Raw genomic sequence first — 17,939 nt, forward strand, 5'->3', positions numbered from 1 at the left:
TGGTATGAGTGATTCATTGTTTCAATTAGAGAAGGTTGGTTTTCAGGCAAACGGAAAACAAATCCTTCAAGATATCTCTTTTACAGTAAACAAAGGGGAAGTGATTGTTTTTTCTGGTCCTTCTGGAAGTGGAAAAAGTACCCTTTTGAAATTAATTGGTACGCTGCTTTCCCCAACTTCCGGAAAAATTTATTATCGGGGTACGGATCTGCAAAAAATCGATCCTGTGGAGTATAGAAAAGAAGTCTCTTATTTCTTTCAAAACGCTTCTCTATTCGATGAGACAGTTCAAGAGAACTTGTCTTTTCCTGCCCGCATAAGAGAAGAAGGATTTGATCGGGAACGTGCAAAAAAATTGTTAGAACGAGTTCAAATACCTGAAACTTACTTATCGAAAGAGGTCAAGGAACTATCAGGAGGGGAAAAACAACGGGTTGCATTGGTCCGAAATTTGATGTATCAACCGAAAGTGTTGCTCCTGGATGAAGTTACCAGTTCATTGGACCAAGAAAACAGAGCGATTGTCCTTGATTTAGTCCGAGACATGATGAAAGACCAACAAACTACGGTGTTGGCCGTCACTCACAACCAGGAAGAAATCGACCAAGCTTCTCGTCTGATTACTATCAAAGGTGGAAAAATGGAGGAATCGAAATGACAAACAATTTGGAAATCAGTAATCTTTCTTTGCTTTTATCCTCTGTCCTCTTGATAGTTGCCTTGTTGATTGATTACAAAGAGAAATTGGGATTAGGAAACGACATTTTTATTGCGGGAATTCGCGCTGTCGTTCAATTATTCCTTATTGGATATGTATTGAGCTACGTATTACGAGTGGATAACAACTTTCTCACTTTAGCGATGGTTTTGTTCATTGTGTTCAACGCTTCTTATAACGCCCATACACGCAGTGAGGGGATCAACCGCTCTTTTAAAATTTCAACGACGGCTATTGGAGTAGGAACAGCCTTGTCCTTACTCATTCTTGTTTTTTCAGGAGTCATTGACTGGACCCCTTCCCAAATCGTTCCAATTACAGGCATGATTGCCAGCAACGCCATGACTGCGATTGGAGTGACCTATCGGTCTTTGAATTCAAAATTTACGGACCAACGCCAACAGGTATTGGAAAAATTGGCATTGGGAGCCAATAAAAAACAAGCGTCCATGAGTATTGTAAGAGAAAGCGTCAAAACGGGCATGGCTCCTTCTATTGACCGAACAAAAACGGTTGGACTTGTCAGCCTACCAGGTATGATGTCAGGGTTGATTTTTGCGGGAATTGATCCTGTTCAAGCGATTCGTTACCAAATTGTTGTGATGTTTATGTTGATTTCAGTTACTGCGATTTCTTCATTTATTGCTAGTTATATGGCTTACCGTGAGTTTTATAACAATCGCAGTCAATTAATTATATGATTTGGGATGATACACTACTCTTAAAACCAGTGGTTACAATTTTATGTAGTTAAAAGAAGACCTCACGAGAATAATTGCAAAAAGAACTTCATTTTTTAAGGAAGAAGGATATTTTTGTCATCGAATCTTTGGAACGACTAGAGCGAAACTATGATGAAATTTTTTATATAGTGCAGCAACTGGATTAAAAGGATATCGGACTGATTGTTTTGAACATGCCTATCCTCAACCAATGAGAACTTTCGACGAAATCATGTTCTAGAAAGAAATTTCTATCCAATAAGAATTCCAAATCATGGACACTATTATCAAAGAAGCTTTAATAGATAAAATATTCAAAGCAGATTCTAAAAAAGTCGATTCCACAAAATATACATGAAATGAAAAATGGAGGAATATAAGTGAACTTTATGTATGAAGTTAAAACAACTAAATGGATAGGCTACAATTAACTAGACAGAAAAATTAAGGTGTGTAGACTAGAAGAAAACATACCAGGAGGAATTTTTATGTCTAAGAGAACACGAAGAACTTTTTCACAAGAATTCAAGCAACAAATCGTCAATCTTTACTTAGCTGGAAAGCCACGTGTAGAAATCATTCGAGAATATGAACTAACGGCTTCAGCATTTGACAAATGGGTAAAGCAATCTAAAACGAGTGGTTCATTCAAAGAAAAAGATAATCTTACGCCTGAACAAAAAGAATTGTTAGAACTACGTAAAAGAAACCAGCAATTAGAAATGGAAAATGATATTTTAAAGCAAGCAGCGCTGATATTCGGACGAAGAGACAAGTAATCGATGCGAATAAGCATCTTTACCCTATATCAGCGATGTGCAGAATATTAGGTCTATCACGTCAGTCCTATTATTATCAATCAAAACCAAAGAAAGACGAATCAGAACTTGAAGAAGTAGTCGCTGAAGAATTTATCCGCAGCCGAAAAGCCTACGGCTCAAGAAAAATAAAAAAAGCCTTATCAAAACGAGGCATTCAGATCAGCCGACGAAAAATTAGTAGAATCATGAAAAATAGAGGATTAAAATCGAGCTATACTGTTGCTTATTTTAAAGTACATCATTCTACTTGCAATGAAGCCAAAACGACAAACGTATTGAATCGTAAATTCTTAAGAGACAACCCATTAGAAGCGATCGTAACAGACTTGACTTATGTACGAGTCGGGAAAAAATGGAATTATGTCTGTTTCATTTGGATCTGTTCAATCGAGAAATTCTCGGCTATTCTTGTGGAGAACATAAAGATGCCGTTCTAGTAAAAAAGCATTTAGCCGTATCAAACAACCTCTGACAGAGGTTGAGATTTTTCATACTGATCGTGGAAAAGAGTTTGATAACCAAGCTATTGATGAATTATTAACAACTTTTGACATCAATCGATCATTGAGTCATAAAGGCTGTCCTTTTGATAATGCCGTAGCTGAATCAACTTATAAGTCGTTGAAAGTAGAATTTGTCTATCAATACACATTTGAAACCTTACAACAATTGGATTTGGAGTTATTTGACTATGTCAATTGGTGGAACCACCTTCGGTTGCACGGTACACTTGGCTACGAGACACCGGTTGGTTACCGTAACCAGAGATTGGCGCAGCGAATCCTTGATAATGAGCTCGGATGTGCTAACGCTAGCGAGGCAGTCTAACTTTAACTGTTAGCTCCTGCCGAAGATCGTCACATCCGAGGAGGCTCATTGTCAAGGACAATCGGAATAGCATACGGAAAGAAGTTCTGCACCTTATAAAATTTGTCAAAAAAACTGTTGCCATTCCACAACTTTATTTTCAGATTTAGATAATTCTTGCAAATATCTATTGTACTTAATCGATCAACTATCCATAACTTTATCTTTGAGTCGTAAATAAACATAAGATTATTGATATGGAAGAAATTCAAAAAGATATGAAACTAATCAGATAGGTAAGAAATATCTTAAGTTGTAATAAAGAGATACAATAACCCTTAATCAACAATTACTAGAGAGCTTAAAAAAATACGTGAATCATTTAGAAAAAAATCAATTATCTTCAATTATAGTAAATGAACTTAACTTCATAGCTGAAACAGAATAACTTAAATCCTCAAATAACTTCTCTACCTGCTGTTTTGGTTACGATATTGGCTACGTTCCCGATGATAATATCTGCTGCTATATACTGTCAGTCTATAGTAATTTGTTAAATGAAATATCTATACAAAGCTTATTCCTTTACTCTGATTCCCAAAAGAGTCATTGGAAGGGTCTGTTGGATAACAACTAATTAATTGATCGAAACGCTTTAATATAAACGTTTCGATCATTTTTTTATTTATCAGTATATTAACTTAAAACAAACGACCGTCCAGAAATAATGAACTGAACAGCTAATATTATCCATTTGTCTGATGAATCTAAAGACTTGAATGTTTACTACTAGATTGTTTAAATTCTAGTAGTAGCTCAAGCAACATTTTTTAGTCACTACTTTGAGTGCGAACGACAATAATAAAATGTATGAAAGGGAATGGGGATAATTTTCTTCCCTTTTTACTAAATACATTCTTTTCCGTTATTAGAGAGGACTGAGCACTCAATATAATCCTATTCGTTGATTATGATGCCAAACAAACTTGCGAAGGCTGAGCTTGCTAGTGAGTAACCTTTTTAGAAATGGAGCGAGATAAATTCACTTCTTCCATTTGTTCGAACTAATTGGGCCGTCGGTAATGAGTATCACGATTAGAATAAACGATTGGATTCACTTTGACTTGGCGGGTAGCGAGTCTAGCACTTAACATATTATTTACTGATCCTGCATTAAGCTTGAATTTAATGGACTAACTAATGATAGCAATATCGTGATAATCAACAAGTAGTAATAAATGAATTTTCTCTGCGGGAATTCTAAACTCAAAATTATCTGTCAGCCAATTTCAGTTGGCTTTTTTCTTCTTATTTGGAGATAAAGAATTTTTCAACATATTCTCTTTATAATTTTTTGGTTAATTTTTCCGTATTTTTCCAAAGTTTTCTAGCCTTGGTTGCTGCTATTTCTTCACACCATTGCGTCAGGTATCACTATTTGGATTTGGAACTGTACTCCCAGAATTAATGGGTACCTTTAATTTGATTTTTTATCAAACGCCGGAAGATGCTGTCTTTAAAGCCCTTGGGGTAGAATAGACAACTTTTTATTAAGCTAATATCTTCAGAAAATTAATCAATGAACTTAACTTCATAGTTTAAACAGAAAAAATTAATTGCTTAAATAACTTTTCCATTTGCTGGTTTGACCACGTACCAATCTATATTACTTACTAGATTAGTCGTTAATCTATTCGGATCGAATGGGCAAAATATTTTTGTGTATGTTCGTCCTTGATTATGATTCCAAAAAGAATCATTGGGAGGCTGTGGCGTAAATATTATACTATAGGCCAGAAATACCTATATTTAGTTATTTCTGGATTTTTTGATAGAAAAATAACAGAAGAATAATACAAATAGCCTAATACTAGAATAGTCAGTCATTTTTTTTACCTATCATTCTGAACTTTTTTATTTAGGAACTTTCATCTCAAAGCTTTTTCAATTAATTTGTACCCCTGTTTTTTTTGATAAGATCATGTGCATTGTTCTATCTCTACGTTCATCTCCTACTTAATGCCTATCTGGCTCCTGAGGGCTTCTTTTTAAGGCGTCGTCATAGTCTTGGCTGAGGATTTCTTGGTAATCTGAGGGAATGGCTTCCCAAGAGAGCAGGCGAACGTTCATGACGTGTTTTCCTTTGTGTTTGATTACAGCATGATTCTTACCTTTTTCTACCTCTCCAGCGTGAAAAGAGAGCCATGTACCATGTCCAAAGATATCATTACATACCCAATGTTCGATGGAATTTTCCACGTATCCTACAGGGAGTGTGGTATAGCCGATTTGTGGTTTCAAAAAAGGATTGAATCGATCAACCGTTTCATTTTTGTATTGATAATTGATAAGAAAAAGATAGACCAAAAAAAAGACGAGAAGAAAGAAAGATAGTGCCTTTTTGAGTGATAATGGTGGTTTTGATGAATAAGATTTCTTGTTAACAAGAGGTTCGTCTGGCAATGTTGGTTCTATTGATTCGGTAGCTGATTCAATAGAAGGAAAATCAATCGGCAGCCCTAAAGTCTGATGTAAAAGTGACAGCATTTCAAGATCTGGCATTGTACGAGAATTTTCCCAACTAGAAATCGTTTTATCGGAAACACCAATTTTTTCGCCTAATTCTTTTTGCGTAAGGTTACAATTTCTGCGGTAAGTTCGTATTTTTTCTCCGATGTTCATCTTCTTCTCCTTTCGATTCTACAGTATATAGATTTATTCTACATGACCTATACACTTGATAGATACGTTTTTTTGATGAAAAACGGTATGATTTTATCAAAGAATCATTTAAGTAAGGGAGAGTGGTGATAATCAAAAAAAGTTCACAGTTTTACTCACAATCATAGTGACCGGTATCATGAGTGGTTTTGCCTTGGTTAGTATAAATAAACAGGTACTCTATCGGACAAATGAATTTTTCCATCAAACAGATACTTATACTCCGATTCGATTGCCACAACATTTTATTGGGCAAGAAGAATATGAGCAGCTAATCATGGTATTTGAAAATGTCTCATCAGAAACTGAGCTTTCTTATATGAAAAAAACAGTAAATGAATCCAATGAAGTAGATACATCTTGGAACTTCAAGATACAGCCAAAGCTTGAAATGACATTGTATTATCAAGGGGATGTCAAATCTTCTCACGAGAAGGTACCCTATTCTAATACCTCCTTTCGCGTAACGTCCATTGAAGAATCGATCAAAATAAAAGATTTTGAAGGTGAATTTTTCTTGATGACGAGAGAAAAAGAAGCCTATGAACGGTTCATTTCACTATTTGTGGAACGATTCAATCAAGCATTTCACACTGATTATGCCACTAATATTTTTGAAGACTTTGAAAATAGCTATTCGTATTCGGTTATTTCAAGTACAGACGTATATAATTATCGAGTGTATTTAACTATTGGATTGATTCTTTTATTCCTTTTGTTATCATCCTTTTTCTTATTGATGAATAAAGAAATAAGTTTATTGTTGAATAATGGCTTTTCATTACATCAAGTATTGTGGTGTTTATTGGGGAAAAAGAAAATCATTATTACATTCATAATTGCAGGAATCATTGGTGGTTTTATTTTTATGTATTATAAGGAGCAATTTCTTTATTTGTTCCAGATGTACGTTTTCTTGTTCAGCGGAATATATGGTATCTCTTTGATTTCTCTTTTATTAGTTGAAAAAATCGCTTCGTTAAGAGAAGCGTTCAACTATATCCAATACATTCTTTTTACATTTGGATTGTTATTTTCTCTTCTTTTGACCGTTGCCAATGTCGAATTAGCAACTATCGTTTTTTCTTCTTCACAGTTAGCTGTTTCCCATGAACCACCAAAAGAAATCGCTGGTGAGGACTATCATGTATTTTATCCAGTAACCATCGGGAAAAACCACGTGGATTTTATTTATTCCAATCGTTTTGCATCAGCAGCAGATCAGGAATTATATGAAACTTTGAATAAAAACGGAAGTATATTAGTCAATGTATCAGATTACTTGAATGAAGAAAACGAACAGTTTGGCAGAGGGATAAAAATAAATCTGAATTATCTTAAGAAATTTCCTTTGATTGATGTCTCTGGAAGGTTGATCCAAATAACCGAAGAAGAAACGCACCCTGTTATATTGATCCCTGAACGATATAGACATACAGATTTAAAAAATGACCTGGCGCAAATAACAGAATATTATCAAGAAATCAGTGAAAAAGAACCAAAATTTCTATTTATAAAAAACAATCAACCCATTTATACATTTATTCCTTCTATCCCCTGGATCGAACATTATCCGGTTGTTGAAATACTGACATTGAAAAACAGTACGTATTGGGAAAGAAATATTCTCAGCGGAGAAATCTATCCACTGTTAAAGATCAAGATAGGCTCTTTGTCGAAAGAAAGGTTATTTGAGCTGATTGAAGAAAGTCAGTTACGTGATAACTTGCAGTTATCATTTCCGTATACTCAGACTGAAGAGATAGCTGTCAAAGTGTTAAGCAGATCATTTCATTACTTGATACAGATATTTTTACTCACTTTCTTTTCTTTCTTCTTGTTGAGCTATGTCATGTTATGCATATATTTTGTCTACAATTGTCGGAAAATCGCTATCTTTCGTTCAAGTGGTTATTCGCTCTTTGAAACGTATAAAGATTTCTTCATGATGAACCTCATCAAATGGGGAACGACAAGTGTAATCTTCCTTTTTCTTATAGAAAGAGAGCCTAAATATCTTTTTAATATTTTTTTCTTTAGCTTCATTGATTTTATTCTTTCAGTTGTTTTTATTTTGTCTACAGAAAAGAAAAGTCAGTTATTGCTGATGAATGGAGGTTAACAATTGGAGCCGTTGATAGTGATAAAAGGTGCGAAAAAAATCATTCGAAACAAAACGATTCTTCATTTGGATCGTTTCACTGCGGATGCTGGGGATCTTGTGACTGTTGTTGGAGAAAGTGGAGCAGGTAAAAGTACGTTATTGAATATATTAGGATTGAATGATCAGTTCAGTTCAGGACAATTCTATTTGTTCGATCAAGAGATGAAACAATTAACTGGAAGAGAGAAGCGCTTGATAAAAAGAAATACCATATCTTTTCTTTTTCAAGATTTTGGGTTGATTGAATATGAAACAATCGATTTTAATTTAGATATTGGATTGAAGTTTTCGAATTTAAATGTTTCAGATAAGCGAACAGCAAAGTATGAGGCATTGAAAAAAGTAAATATAAACAAGAAACTAAGTACGCCTATCTACACATTATCTGGTGGTGAGAAGCAAAGAATCGCCTGTGCGAGAGTCTTATTGAAGAATAGCAAAATCATTTTAGCCGATGAACCAACTGGATCATTAGATAAACGAAATAAGGAGCAAGTCGTTGAAATCTTATCGCAACAGGCTTCCCAAGGTACGTTAGTTATCGTGGTCATGCATGATCCATATCTGACCAAAATAGGAAACAAGAAGATCATGCTTTAGAAAACAAATGAAAAATCAATTTTTTTCAATAAAAACAACAAAAAAATGTCTGGAAAATCGAACATAAAAGTGTCTGATTTGAATATCCCAGCAGCGGAAGAAGAAAAACAAAATTGATAACATTTGTTCTAAGAATTAGTTACGTTAAATACGGAACGCAAGATAGACTTGAAAAACGGTAACAAAAGAAGTAGTATATTAAGGTGTGATGTGCTACTTGACATTTATTCTGCTGAGCGAACTTTCTGGATTGTGTAGCCTTATATCTATTCAGGACGTATCGAGCAGATTAGTAAAGGTGTTCTTGATGATTTTCATCTTGAACACCTTTGTTTTTAGCAATTCGCAAAAAACGAAAAGTAGGAGAATTGATAAATGAAAAAAAGATTTTTAGCACTTGCCATCGTACTAGGCACTGGCTTATTGTCAGGCTGTACGAATGCCGGTGAAAAAACAGCCGTTAGTTATAAAGGCGGTACAATCAGCGAACAAGAAGTAATGGATAGCTTGAAAAAAATGCAAGGAGCAGATTCCGCTGTGCAACAGTTGATCGTTTATCAAGTATTTGAAGATAAATATGGAGATGACGTATCAACCAAAGAAATCGATTCCCAATATGATCAAACAAAGAAACAATTGGGTGATTCATTTGATTCACAATTGAAATCTGCAGGTTACACAGAACAAACATTCAAAGACAGTATCAAACAAAGTCTAGCCTTTCAAGAAGGTCTAAAGAAACATATCAAATTGACCGATGAAGATTTAAAAACGGCTTGGGAATCTTTCCATCCAGAAGTGGAAGCTCAAATTATCCAAGTAGCAAGTGAAGATGATGCAAAAGATGTGAAGAAAGCTGCTGATAAGGGAGACGATTTCTCTAAATTAGCCAAAGACAAGTCAACTGATACTACGACAAAAGAAGATGGCGGAAAAGTGAAATTTGATTCCACTACTACAACGGTTCCGGCAGAAGTCAAAGAAGCAGCCTTTAAGTTGAAAGATGGTCAAGTTTCTGATGTGATCACTTCTACCAATGCTTCAACTTATAATACGGAATATTATGTGGTTAAAATGGTGAAAAACCAAAACAAAGGCAACGACATGGATAAATACAAAAAAGAATTGAAAGAAATTGCAACAGACACAAAATTAAGTGACAGTACCTTCCAGAATAAAGTAATTGGCGAAGTATTGAAAGACGCTAATGTAAAAATTAAAGACAAAGACTTTGAAAATGTTTTGAGTACATTCACTTCAGATTCTAGTACAGCAAGTAGTAAATAAGCGGTATAAATAAAAATATGAACTATTTAAATCAATAAAACTGTTCATCTAAATCTTTTTATTAGAACTAAATCAACAGTAGTTTAATTACTACTTGATTTAGTTCTTTTTATTTTAAAAATTTTTTTTACTTAGAATCCAGCGACCCTAGATATTTTTCTGTATAATCTTAAATAAAGAAAACAATATCAAAAAATGCACGTAGAAGTAGATAAATGGAGTGGTTTTGCAAATTTCTTTTATTTCTAGAAGTTATTCACGTATACGGATTTGTTTTTCTCACAAATAAAAAGGCAGGAAGTACAATGGATCATTTGTATATAAAATATATTCATCAATTTTCCGTTTTGGTGTTAGGCACACTAATTATAGCGGGGATTGTCGCATTTATTATTCAAGGTCGTGACATATTAACAGTACATCAAGAGTTTTTCAGTTATGCATTTGGTATTCCTCTGATCGCTATAAGGTCTGATAACAAAAAGTGGAAGAAACGCTATTACATTCTCTTGCTATTTTTGTGTTTTTATCTGCCACCTAAGATTTTTATTTTATTAGGTATACAATGCCTATCATTTTCTTTTATTTCCTATATCATTGTTTTAATTTTCCTCAGTTTCATAGTATGGGTGTTTTATCTTGTCAAAAAATAAATGAATGTTTCATGAACAGTACTTCATCACAGCCTAATTTTTTTCTTTATGCTATCGTTATATTAAAGAAATCAATCAGAAGGGAAAGAAAGTGATGAAAAAAGTTTTATTAGTGGTAAACCCCAGTTCAGGCGGTGAACAAGCAAAGGAATTTGAGCAATTAGCGATAGCAAAATTGGAATCGGTGTTTGATGAAGTGGTCGTCTTGCATACAAAAAAAGCAGGGGATGCAAAAAACTTTACTCGCGAAGCGGCTACGGAAGGGTATCATAGTATGTTTGTCATGGGCGGAGATGGAACAGTCAACGAAGGAATCAGTGGAATCGCTGAACAAGAACATCGGCCAAATTTCGGATTTTTCCCATTGGGTACGGTGAATGACTTGGCTCGAGCATTAGGGATACCGCTAGAACCTGAGGAAGCGATCAATCATTTTTCGATTGAATCAGTCAAGCCATTGGATATTGGAAAAATAAATGACGACTATTTTATGAATGTCGTCGCAATTGGCTCTATCCCTGAAGCAATCAATGATGTAGATGCGGAGAAGAAGACGAAATTTGGAAAACTAGCTTATTTCATGTCAGGAATCAAACAGTTAGCTTCCACACAATCCTACTCGTTTCACGTAGAAGTTGATGGAAAGAAGAAAGAAATTGAGAGCAGTACCTTGCTGATAGGACTAACTAACTCAGTCGGCGGTTTTGAAACATTACTTCCAAATGCAAAAGTGGATGATGGTAAGCTCCATTTGGTTTATTTAAAAGATTCTTCTTTGATCGATACGCTTAAAACATTGCCAGACCTATTAAAAGGAGTAGATGAATCTACGAAAAATCTAGCCTATCTTACTTGTGAGCAATTAGTTGTGTCATTAGCTGATGAGGAAGAATTGACGACGAATGTTGATGGGGATGAAGGGGATAAATTACCTGTGATAATCAAAGTGTTACCCTCACATTTACAGGTTTATTGTTAAAATGGAGGTTGTGGCCGAAGAGTTGTCAGGAGAACACCGCTTGTTCGGGATAAGGGACTGTGACAAGACTTTTGTCACAGCCTTTTTTTGTACAAAAAAGAAATTTTCACCTAACAGAAAAATTTTCCATAAAAATACATATTTAAATATGAAAGTACAATTACAAATAAATTAAAACGTTAAAATAAAATTGTCAAAACGTCAGAGAGGATGGTGGAGAATGAATCAATATGTAAAAAAGCTGATTGCGTCGATTTTGTTTGTCTTCCCTCTCTTGATGGTGACATCCGTTTTTGCCGATGTAGAGAAAACAAGCGAATCAACGCAATCAGAGAATCAAAGTTTTGACAAGACTACTTTTTCAGAAGAATCAATTACTTCTGAAACTACAGAATCCCAAAGTGAGGCGCCTACTTCTAATACAAGGCAAGAAGAAAATAAGACAAGTGAGACCTCAGAAGTAGCTGAACAAACGTCTGATAGCAGTGAAGAGGTACAGGTTAGAGTTGTTTCAGCGGATGGGTACAGCGAAGCTGCCACAACAGAAGAACTGACGCAGCTTCTCGCAGACGAATCAGTAGCTAAGATTCGTTTAACTCAGCCTTTGACTTTAGACAGGGAATTGGAGATCAAGCGAGATATCGTTATCGATTTTGGCGGACTTGCTCATAATTTCGGCACACATCACATCTATATCAATGAGACACCTCAGTCGATCGAGTTTCAGAATTTTAAAGGAACGGCAGCTCATCCAGGTGGGTTGATACCAAATATCGATGGAAATGCCATTATCATTGCTTATATGTCCGATTTTTGGGGAAACAGATATCATTTTACGGGAGAAATAAAATTTACCGGGACACTTGACTTATATGATGGTTCTAAATTAGGCCTGATTTACTGGTGTTAGTATCAAATCTTAGACAGCTTTTCGTAGAGACAAGAATAAATTAAACTTATCTACGAGAGGATGAATTTTTATGACCCGATATGAAGAAAATTTTAAACAAATGATTGTTGAACTGAATCAAACTGGACGTTCTGTTCGAGGGTTAGCGAAAGAATATGGCTTATCTGAAGCAACGATTTACAAATGGAAGAATTTATATTTACCTGATCAGTCCACAGGACTGACTGGAAAAGAAGTAGCTGAACTGAGAAAAGAAAATGCTCGTTTAAATGAGGAACTTGAAATCTTAAAAAAAGCCGCAGCCATATTCTCTCGGAAAACCTAAATTCGCTTGTTCAATTTATTGAAAAATGGTGTAAGGATTACACTGTTTCTTTGTTATGTCGGTTATTAGAAATCCCTAGAAGTGTCTATTATTTTTATAAGAATAAACCGTTGACAGCTACAGAAATCAGAAATAATAAGTTGAAAAAGAAGATTTCAACAATTTTTTTACGAATAAACAACGCTATGGTGCCACAAAGATCCATCAAGTTTTATTAAAAGAAGGGATTTCAGTATCTCTTAAACATGTCCAAAAGCTAATGAAACAATTAAATTTAAGGTCGATTGTAGTTAAAAAATATAGACCTCAAAGGTCTAATAAACCGATCATTTCAAAAGAGAATCTCTTAAATCAGGACTTTTCTACTGAAACGATCTGTGAGAAATGGGCAGCTGACATTACGTACATTCCTACTAAGAAAAATGGTTGGTGTTACTTATCTTCAATCATGGATTTACACACGAAAAAAATTATTAGTTATACATTTTCAAAACGAATGACTGTGGATTGTGTCATTCAAACATTGAATAAAGCAAAAATACATTATCACATTCCAGAAGGAATGATTCTACACACTGACTTGGGCAGCCAATACACAGCAAGAGAAGTGGAACGATGGCTTAAAACCAACAAAATAAGGCATTCTTATAGTAGAAAAGGAACACCTTATGATAATGCTGGAATCGAATCTTTCCATGCCTCATTGAAAAAAGAAGAAGTCTACACGACTAGCTACTCAGATTTTGAAGAAGCAAATCGAGCGCTATTTAGCTACATTGAAGGATTTTATAACCGAAATCGAATCCATAGCTCGATTCACTATCTAACCCCACAGGAATTTGAAGAATTAGCAAAAGAAAAAATGGCTTAACCGTCTCTACTAAAATGTGTCCAAGATATTGACTCAAATCCATTACGCCCCTCGTGCAACTGTCACATTAGATGGTGTTTCCGGTGTATTGGATGTCCAACCAGTGAAAGAAGGGATGAATGCCGCTCCGTGTAAAGCTTATTTTTGTAGAAGCTATCAGCTAAATGTAATCAATGGTAGTCAGCTTTATGGACCATATCTAGGAAAATTCTATGGTTTTCTAGATTCAGGTGATGAGACGGGCAGTGGAAAAACAGCACCAGGACTCCATATCTTGAGTGGTTCAAAGGTCTCTCTTGACTATGATCGGGCAGATGGCGTCAGCGATGAAGGAGAGGCTGTCGATACGCTACCCGGGAATGTCACATTTAAAGTCAGTGGCTCAGGAAGTGAATTTTCGGTAAATACAAAGATCAATATTACCAACGACAACAATCGCGGAATTATCCAAATGAGAGGCTCAGGATCAAGAGTCGCTGTGTCGAATGATGGGAAAATCACAATCAATACAGCGACTACTGGCGGATTTCGCCTGCAAGGAGATTCTAGTCAAATCCATGTATCAAGTGGTGGACAAATCTCGGTCAAAATGGCTGGAGATGGCGACCAACCTGGAAACAATGGGATGCGTTTTGTAGGGAAAGGACTTTCTTTGATCGTAGAAGGAGCCGGATCAGTCATCGATATTGATAAGCAAAGTGGTCGTTCTAGCGCAGTTCGTTTTGAGAACGGTACGCAAAAACTAACAGTAACTAATGGAGGCTCATTGAAGGTAAGAAATGCAGGGGATGGCAAATCTTATGTGAACAGACTCAATCAAGGAAACCAAGCGATCCAATTTTATGACGCTTCTGGTTTTCTAGAAAGTCCAGGGTCAGCTGATTTTACGGTTACTGGAGAAAAATCAAATATCGATATACGCGCAGATTCCGGAGCTACCGTAGATACAACTGGAGATATTGATTTGAACTTTATGGCTGGCGAAAAAACTTATTTAGTCATGGTCGGGAAAATTGGGGAAGATAAGACTGGCATCATCAGTGGGGATGTGTTGAATGTAGACTTAGAATCTCCTACCTATTTCGATTTCCAAAACAAACGGATCGGAAGCGAGACTAATGGCATAGGTGGCTGGGTATTTCAAGGAAATGGCGATTCTTCTTTGAAGATCGCTCATTCAGAAATTGCTTTATGGCGAAAGGCAGGAGCAACGTTCGATAACTTTGAAAAAGATCCGGATTATTTTTCTGATATGACAGACTTATCGATCAATGGAACCGACTTAGGTAATTTTGTATCAAGCCCTAGTGCAGGTTTAACAAATGAATTTGCTCAGACAGGTGCCGGAATGAAAAATTATAATCGAATCAGTGCCAATAACCAGCTTCCGATGATTGAATCCTTAAGAGTACCAACGAATGCAGATAAAAAAATCTATGGGCATGTCGTTGTTCCCGAAGGTGTCGAGGCAAAGCCAAGAGATGCTTGGACAGGCGAAGTAGAAGTGACTTTACGTATTACTTATGCAGATACGACGAAATCACCTGTAGAAATTACTGCTCTCACACAAGGACAAACAGATGAAAATGAAGGGGCAGGATATAATCCGTGGGGAGAAGGCGAACAAGGCGGTTTGTTTGAGGTTCAAGTACCCAACGAAGAAAGACTAACAACGGGGGATCAAGTGCAAATAGTTGCTGCTAAAAAAGTAAGAGGCGGCCAAGAAGTGACAGAACTGGACTCTGCCAAAACGACAGTCGATGTGATTCCTCCTGAGCCTGCTAAATTAAGTACCACATTGATCAATGCAGCTTCTCGCTCAATCACAGGTACAGGCGAAGCAGGAGCTTTGGTTTCATTGAAAAAAAATCAAGCTGTTTTGTCCGAAACAACTATTGATGATACAGGGAAATTTGTTCTTTCTATCCCAGAAAATCAACTTTTTGCAGGAGATGTATTAGAAATTGTATTAAACGACCAAGCAGGAGAAGCTGCTGCTAAGGGTGTGCAGAACAAGCCAAGTACCAACGATGAAATTGGGAATCACAATCCAAGTGATACGCCAGTTGTTTATCATGATGCCCCGCCTTTTGCACCTGCTACGAAGATTGTAGTAGAAGGTGGTCTCTCATTTCTTGCCCCTTCCAAACTCGATTGTGGTCAGATCAAAGCAACTGGGTTGACGCAAGAAGCATTTGGCCAAATGGATATACAGGAAAAATTATGGATTTATGATCAGCGAGAAACAAAAAGTCCATGGATCTTAACGATAAAATTATCTCAGCCTTTCACAACCGATGCAGGATTTTCTATGCAGGATGTCCTATATTTCAAGAAAGCTGAGGAGTATCAATTAGTGAATGAAGAAGAACTGGAAATTGTCAGAGGACAAAATTCAACGAATGTGCAAACAGATTATTCAGAATATTTAAATAATGGTTGGGCGTTTAAACTTGTCTTAACCAAAGAAAATCAGATAGCTGGTAATTACTCAGCAGAGATGACATGGACATTAGCAGATGCGCCGACAGAATAAAGATCAAGGAGGATGATTGATGAATCGAATATGGAATAAAAGTCATCGAAACAACTGCTCTTTACTTCTGATCCTTCTCCTTGGATTCATCCTTTGGCAGACACCTGTCCATGCCTCCGAATTCAACTTTGCGGTAGATTTTGAATTACCGGCTAATCAGATTGATAAGAACAAAACATATATAAATGTAAGGATGGAGCCTGGGAAAACACAGGAAATCCCCTACACGGTCTTTAACCGAACAGATAAATCAGTAACAGTTGAGACATTGATCAACTCCGCTACGACGAATTCAAACGGTGTGATCGAATATGGAGAATCAAAAAGTAAATTTGATGAAACATTAAGTTATGATATGAAAAACTTAGCAAAAACAGTGGGAGAAATAACTGTTTCTCCTCAAAGTGCGGTCACTGAGACACTTTCACTGAAAGCTCCAGAAAAAGAGCTGGCTGGTGTGGTCGCAGGAGGAATCACGTTTCAAGAAAAAAAAGAGAACGTTTCTAACAAAAGTACAGTTGGTGTCGTCAATCAGTTTTCTCAAGTGAAAGCAATCTTGATTCGAAATAGCGAAAAAGAGTCTTCCCCAAATTTGAAATTAAAAAAAGCTTATGCGGATCAAAGCGATGGAAGAAATGTGATTAAGGCGAATCTTCAAAATCCAAATGCTTCTTATATGTTCGGCTTGACTACATCGGTTGAAATCTACAAAAAAGAAACAAAAGAGCCTTATCTTTCAATAAAAAAAGAAAAAATAGATGTAGCACCCAATACAAATTTTGATTTACTTGTCCCATTAGAAGGAAAAAAATTAGCTCCGGGACATTATCAAGCGGTTGTGAAGGGTGCTTGGAAAGAAAAACGCTGGAATCTCCATACCGATTTTGAAATAACTGATGATGCAGCGGACCAATTGAATGAAAAGGATATTGATTTAAAAAATCAGCCAGAAACATTTGACTGGCGATGGCTGATACTTGTTGGAGTCATTCTTATTGGCTTATTTGCTGGATTATTTATTTTAAAAGAAAGAAGGAAAAAGAAATGAAAAAAACAATTGCATTAAGTACCGTTCTAGCTGGAAGTCTATTATTATGTACACAAAGTGTTTTTGCTGAGAATAAGAGCTCAGCCACTACAGAAGGAACGATTTCTGTAACAAAACCAGATGCCGCAAATCCTGAAGACGTTGTTCCAGTTCCTCCTGTTGATCCAAATGATCCCGATACGCCGTTTACACCTGACGAACCAAATCAGGGAACATCCGGATTACTGACGATTGACCAAGCTCCAGATCTTGATTTTGGAACAATCAAGTTAGGTACAGCAAAAACAGTATATGCTGCATTACAAAACGGAACGGACAGTACAGGGACAGCAACACAAGTACAGAATTTCGTACAAGTAACGGATAAAAGCGGAATTTATGCCGGTTGGAAACTATCAGTCAAACGAACAGAATTTATTGGTACAACATCTGATACGAATAAACTAACTGGTTCAAAGGTGAAATTCAAAAACGCCGTGATTCGAAATAGCGCAACTAATAGCAGTGGAACGCCATCTACTATTTCTGGTACTGGCGCTGAAGGAATTGAGATCCCAGCAGATCAGGCAGTAGATCTAGTAACTGCAGGAGCAAATGAAGGGATTGGCACATGGATTTATTCATTAGGAGAGAATGTGGAACAAGGGAGACAATCAGTGGAATTATTTGTTCCTGTATCCAATTATGCCGTAGACAACTACGTTTCAACATTCACATGGTCGTTAACAGATGCTCCTACAGAAGGGAAAGCGTAAAATCAAATCAATGACTTCAGGG

At 36.1% G+C, this 17,939-nt stretch carries 10 protein-coding genes and 4 pseudogenes; 13 read left to right on the forward strand and 1 reads right to left on the reverse strand.

What is annotated here, in order from left to right; all coding sequences use genetic code 11:
• Nucleotides 1-4: 4 nt before the first annotated feature.
• The 3 genes and pseudogenes from RBL01_RS02740 to RBL01_RS02750 all read left to right on the forward strand — a co-directional run bounded on the left by RBL01_RS02740 (nucleotide 5) and on the right by RBL01_RS02750 (nucleotide 3,089).
• On the forward strand, nucleotides 5-658 hold the full coding sequence (locus tag RBL01_RS02740; RefSeq protein WP_025370695.1) for an ATP-binding cassette domain-containing protein: 654 nt from the start codon (nucleotides 5-7) through the stop codon (nucleotides 656-658).
• Nucleotides 655-1,419, forward strand: coding sequence for an ABC transporter permease (locus tag RBL01_RS02745; protein ID WP_002311027.1), 765 nt, complete (start codon nucleotides 655-657; stop codon nucleotides 1,417-1,419). The genes RBL01_RS02740 and RBL01_RS02745 overlap by 4 nt, the downstream gene beginning before the upstream one ends.
• A gap of 509 nt (nucleotides 1,420-1,928) precedes the next feature.
• Nucleotides 1,929-3,089: pseudogene (locus tag RBL01_RS02750) on the forward strand (IS3 family transposase).
• A gap of 1,995 nt (nucleotides 3,090-5,084) precedes the next feature.
• On the opposite strand, the gene RBL01_RS02755 reads toward RBL01_RS02750, so the two are convergent.
• Nucleotides 5,085-5,750, reverse strand: coding sequence for a helix-turn-helix domain-containing protein (locus tag RBL01_RS02755; RefSeq protein ID WP_002326331.1), 666 nt, complete (start codon nucleotides 5,748-5,750; stop codon nucleotides 5,085-5,087).
• 178 nt (nucleotides 5,751-5,928) lie between these two features.
• Between RBL01_RS02755 and RBL01_RS02760 the strand changes: the two genes are divergently transcribed.
• The 10 genes and pseudogenes from RBL01_RS02760 to RBL01_RS02805 all read left to right on the forward strand — a co-directional run bounded on the left by RBL01_RS02760 (nucleotide 5,929) and on the right by RBL01_RS02805 (nucleotide 17,917).
• Nucleotides 5,929-7,911, forward strand: a complete 1,983-nt coding sequence (locus RBL01_RS02760) for a DUF1430 domain-containing protein (protein WP_156249430.1) — start codon at nucleotides 5,929-5,931, stop codon at nucleotides 7,909-7,911.
• A gap of 3 nt (nucleotides 7,912-7,914) precedes the next feature.
• Nucleotides 7,915-8,553 (forward strand): ABC transporter ATP-binding protein, encoded by a 639-nt coding sequence (locus RBL01_RS02765; protein ID WP_002318710.1) that lies wholly within the window; start codon nucleotides 7,915-7,917, stop codon nucleotides 8,551-8,553.
• A gap of 375 nt (nucleotides 8,554-8,928) precedes the next feature.
• Nucleotides 8,929-9,840, forward strand: a complete 912-nt coding sequence (locus tag RBL01_RS02770) for a peptidylprolyl isomerase (RefSeq protein ID WP_002316482.1) — start codon at nucleotides 8,929-8,931, stop codon at nucleotides 9,838-9,840.
• Between the two features lie 215 nt (nucleotides 9,841-10,055).
• A complete protein-coding gene (locus RBL01_RS02775) occupies nucleotides 10,056-10,493 on the forward strand; it encodes a hypothetical protein (protein WP_002328523.1) in 438 nt (145 codons plus the stop codon).
• Nucleotides 10,494-10,587: 94 nt separating this feature from the next.
• Entirely contained in the window at nucleotides 10,588-11,472 is an 885-nt protein-coding gene (locus RBL01_RS02780; protein ID WP_002328522.1) for a diacylglycerol/lipid kinase family protein, read from the forward strand.
• A gap of 220 nt (nucleotides 11,473-11,692) precedes the next feature.
• Nucleotides 11,693-12,373: pseudogene (locus tag RBL01_RS02785) on the forward strand (hypothetical protein); the annotation flags it as partial.
• 79 nt (nucleotides 12,374-12,452) lie between these two features.
• A pseudogene (locus RBL01_RS02790) lies at nucleotides 12,453-13,578 on the forward strand (IS3 family transposase).
• A gap of 43 nt (nucleotides 13,579-13,621) precedes the next feature.
• Nucleotides 13,622-16,114 (forward strand): annotated as a pseudogene (locus tag RBL01_RS02795) (Ig-like domain-containing protein); the annotation flags it as partial.
• 19 nt (nucleotides 16,115-16,133) lie between these two features.
• Nucleotides 16,134-17,162, forward strand: a complete 1,029-nt coding sequence (locus RBL01_RS02800) for a DUF916 and DUF3324 domain-containing protein (protein WP_058128724.1) — start codon at nucleotides 16,134-16,136, stop codon at nucleotides 17,160-17,162.
• A complete protein-coding gene (locus RBL01_RS02805) occupies nucleotides 17,159-17,917 on the forward strand; it encodes a WxL domain-containing protein (RefSeq protein ID WP_002330033.1) in 759 nt (252 codons plus the stop codon). The genes RBL01_RS02800 and RBL01_RS02805 overlap by 4 nt, the downstream gene beginning before the upstream one ends.
• The last annotated feature ends 22 nt before the right edge of the window (nucleotides 17,918-17,939 follow it).

Source organism: Enterococcus sp. SB12, assembly GCF_030910025.2.
Taxonomy (GTDB): Bacteria; Bacillota; Bacilli; order Lactobacillales; family Enterococcaceae; genus Enterococcus_B; species Enterococcus_B faecium.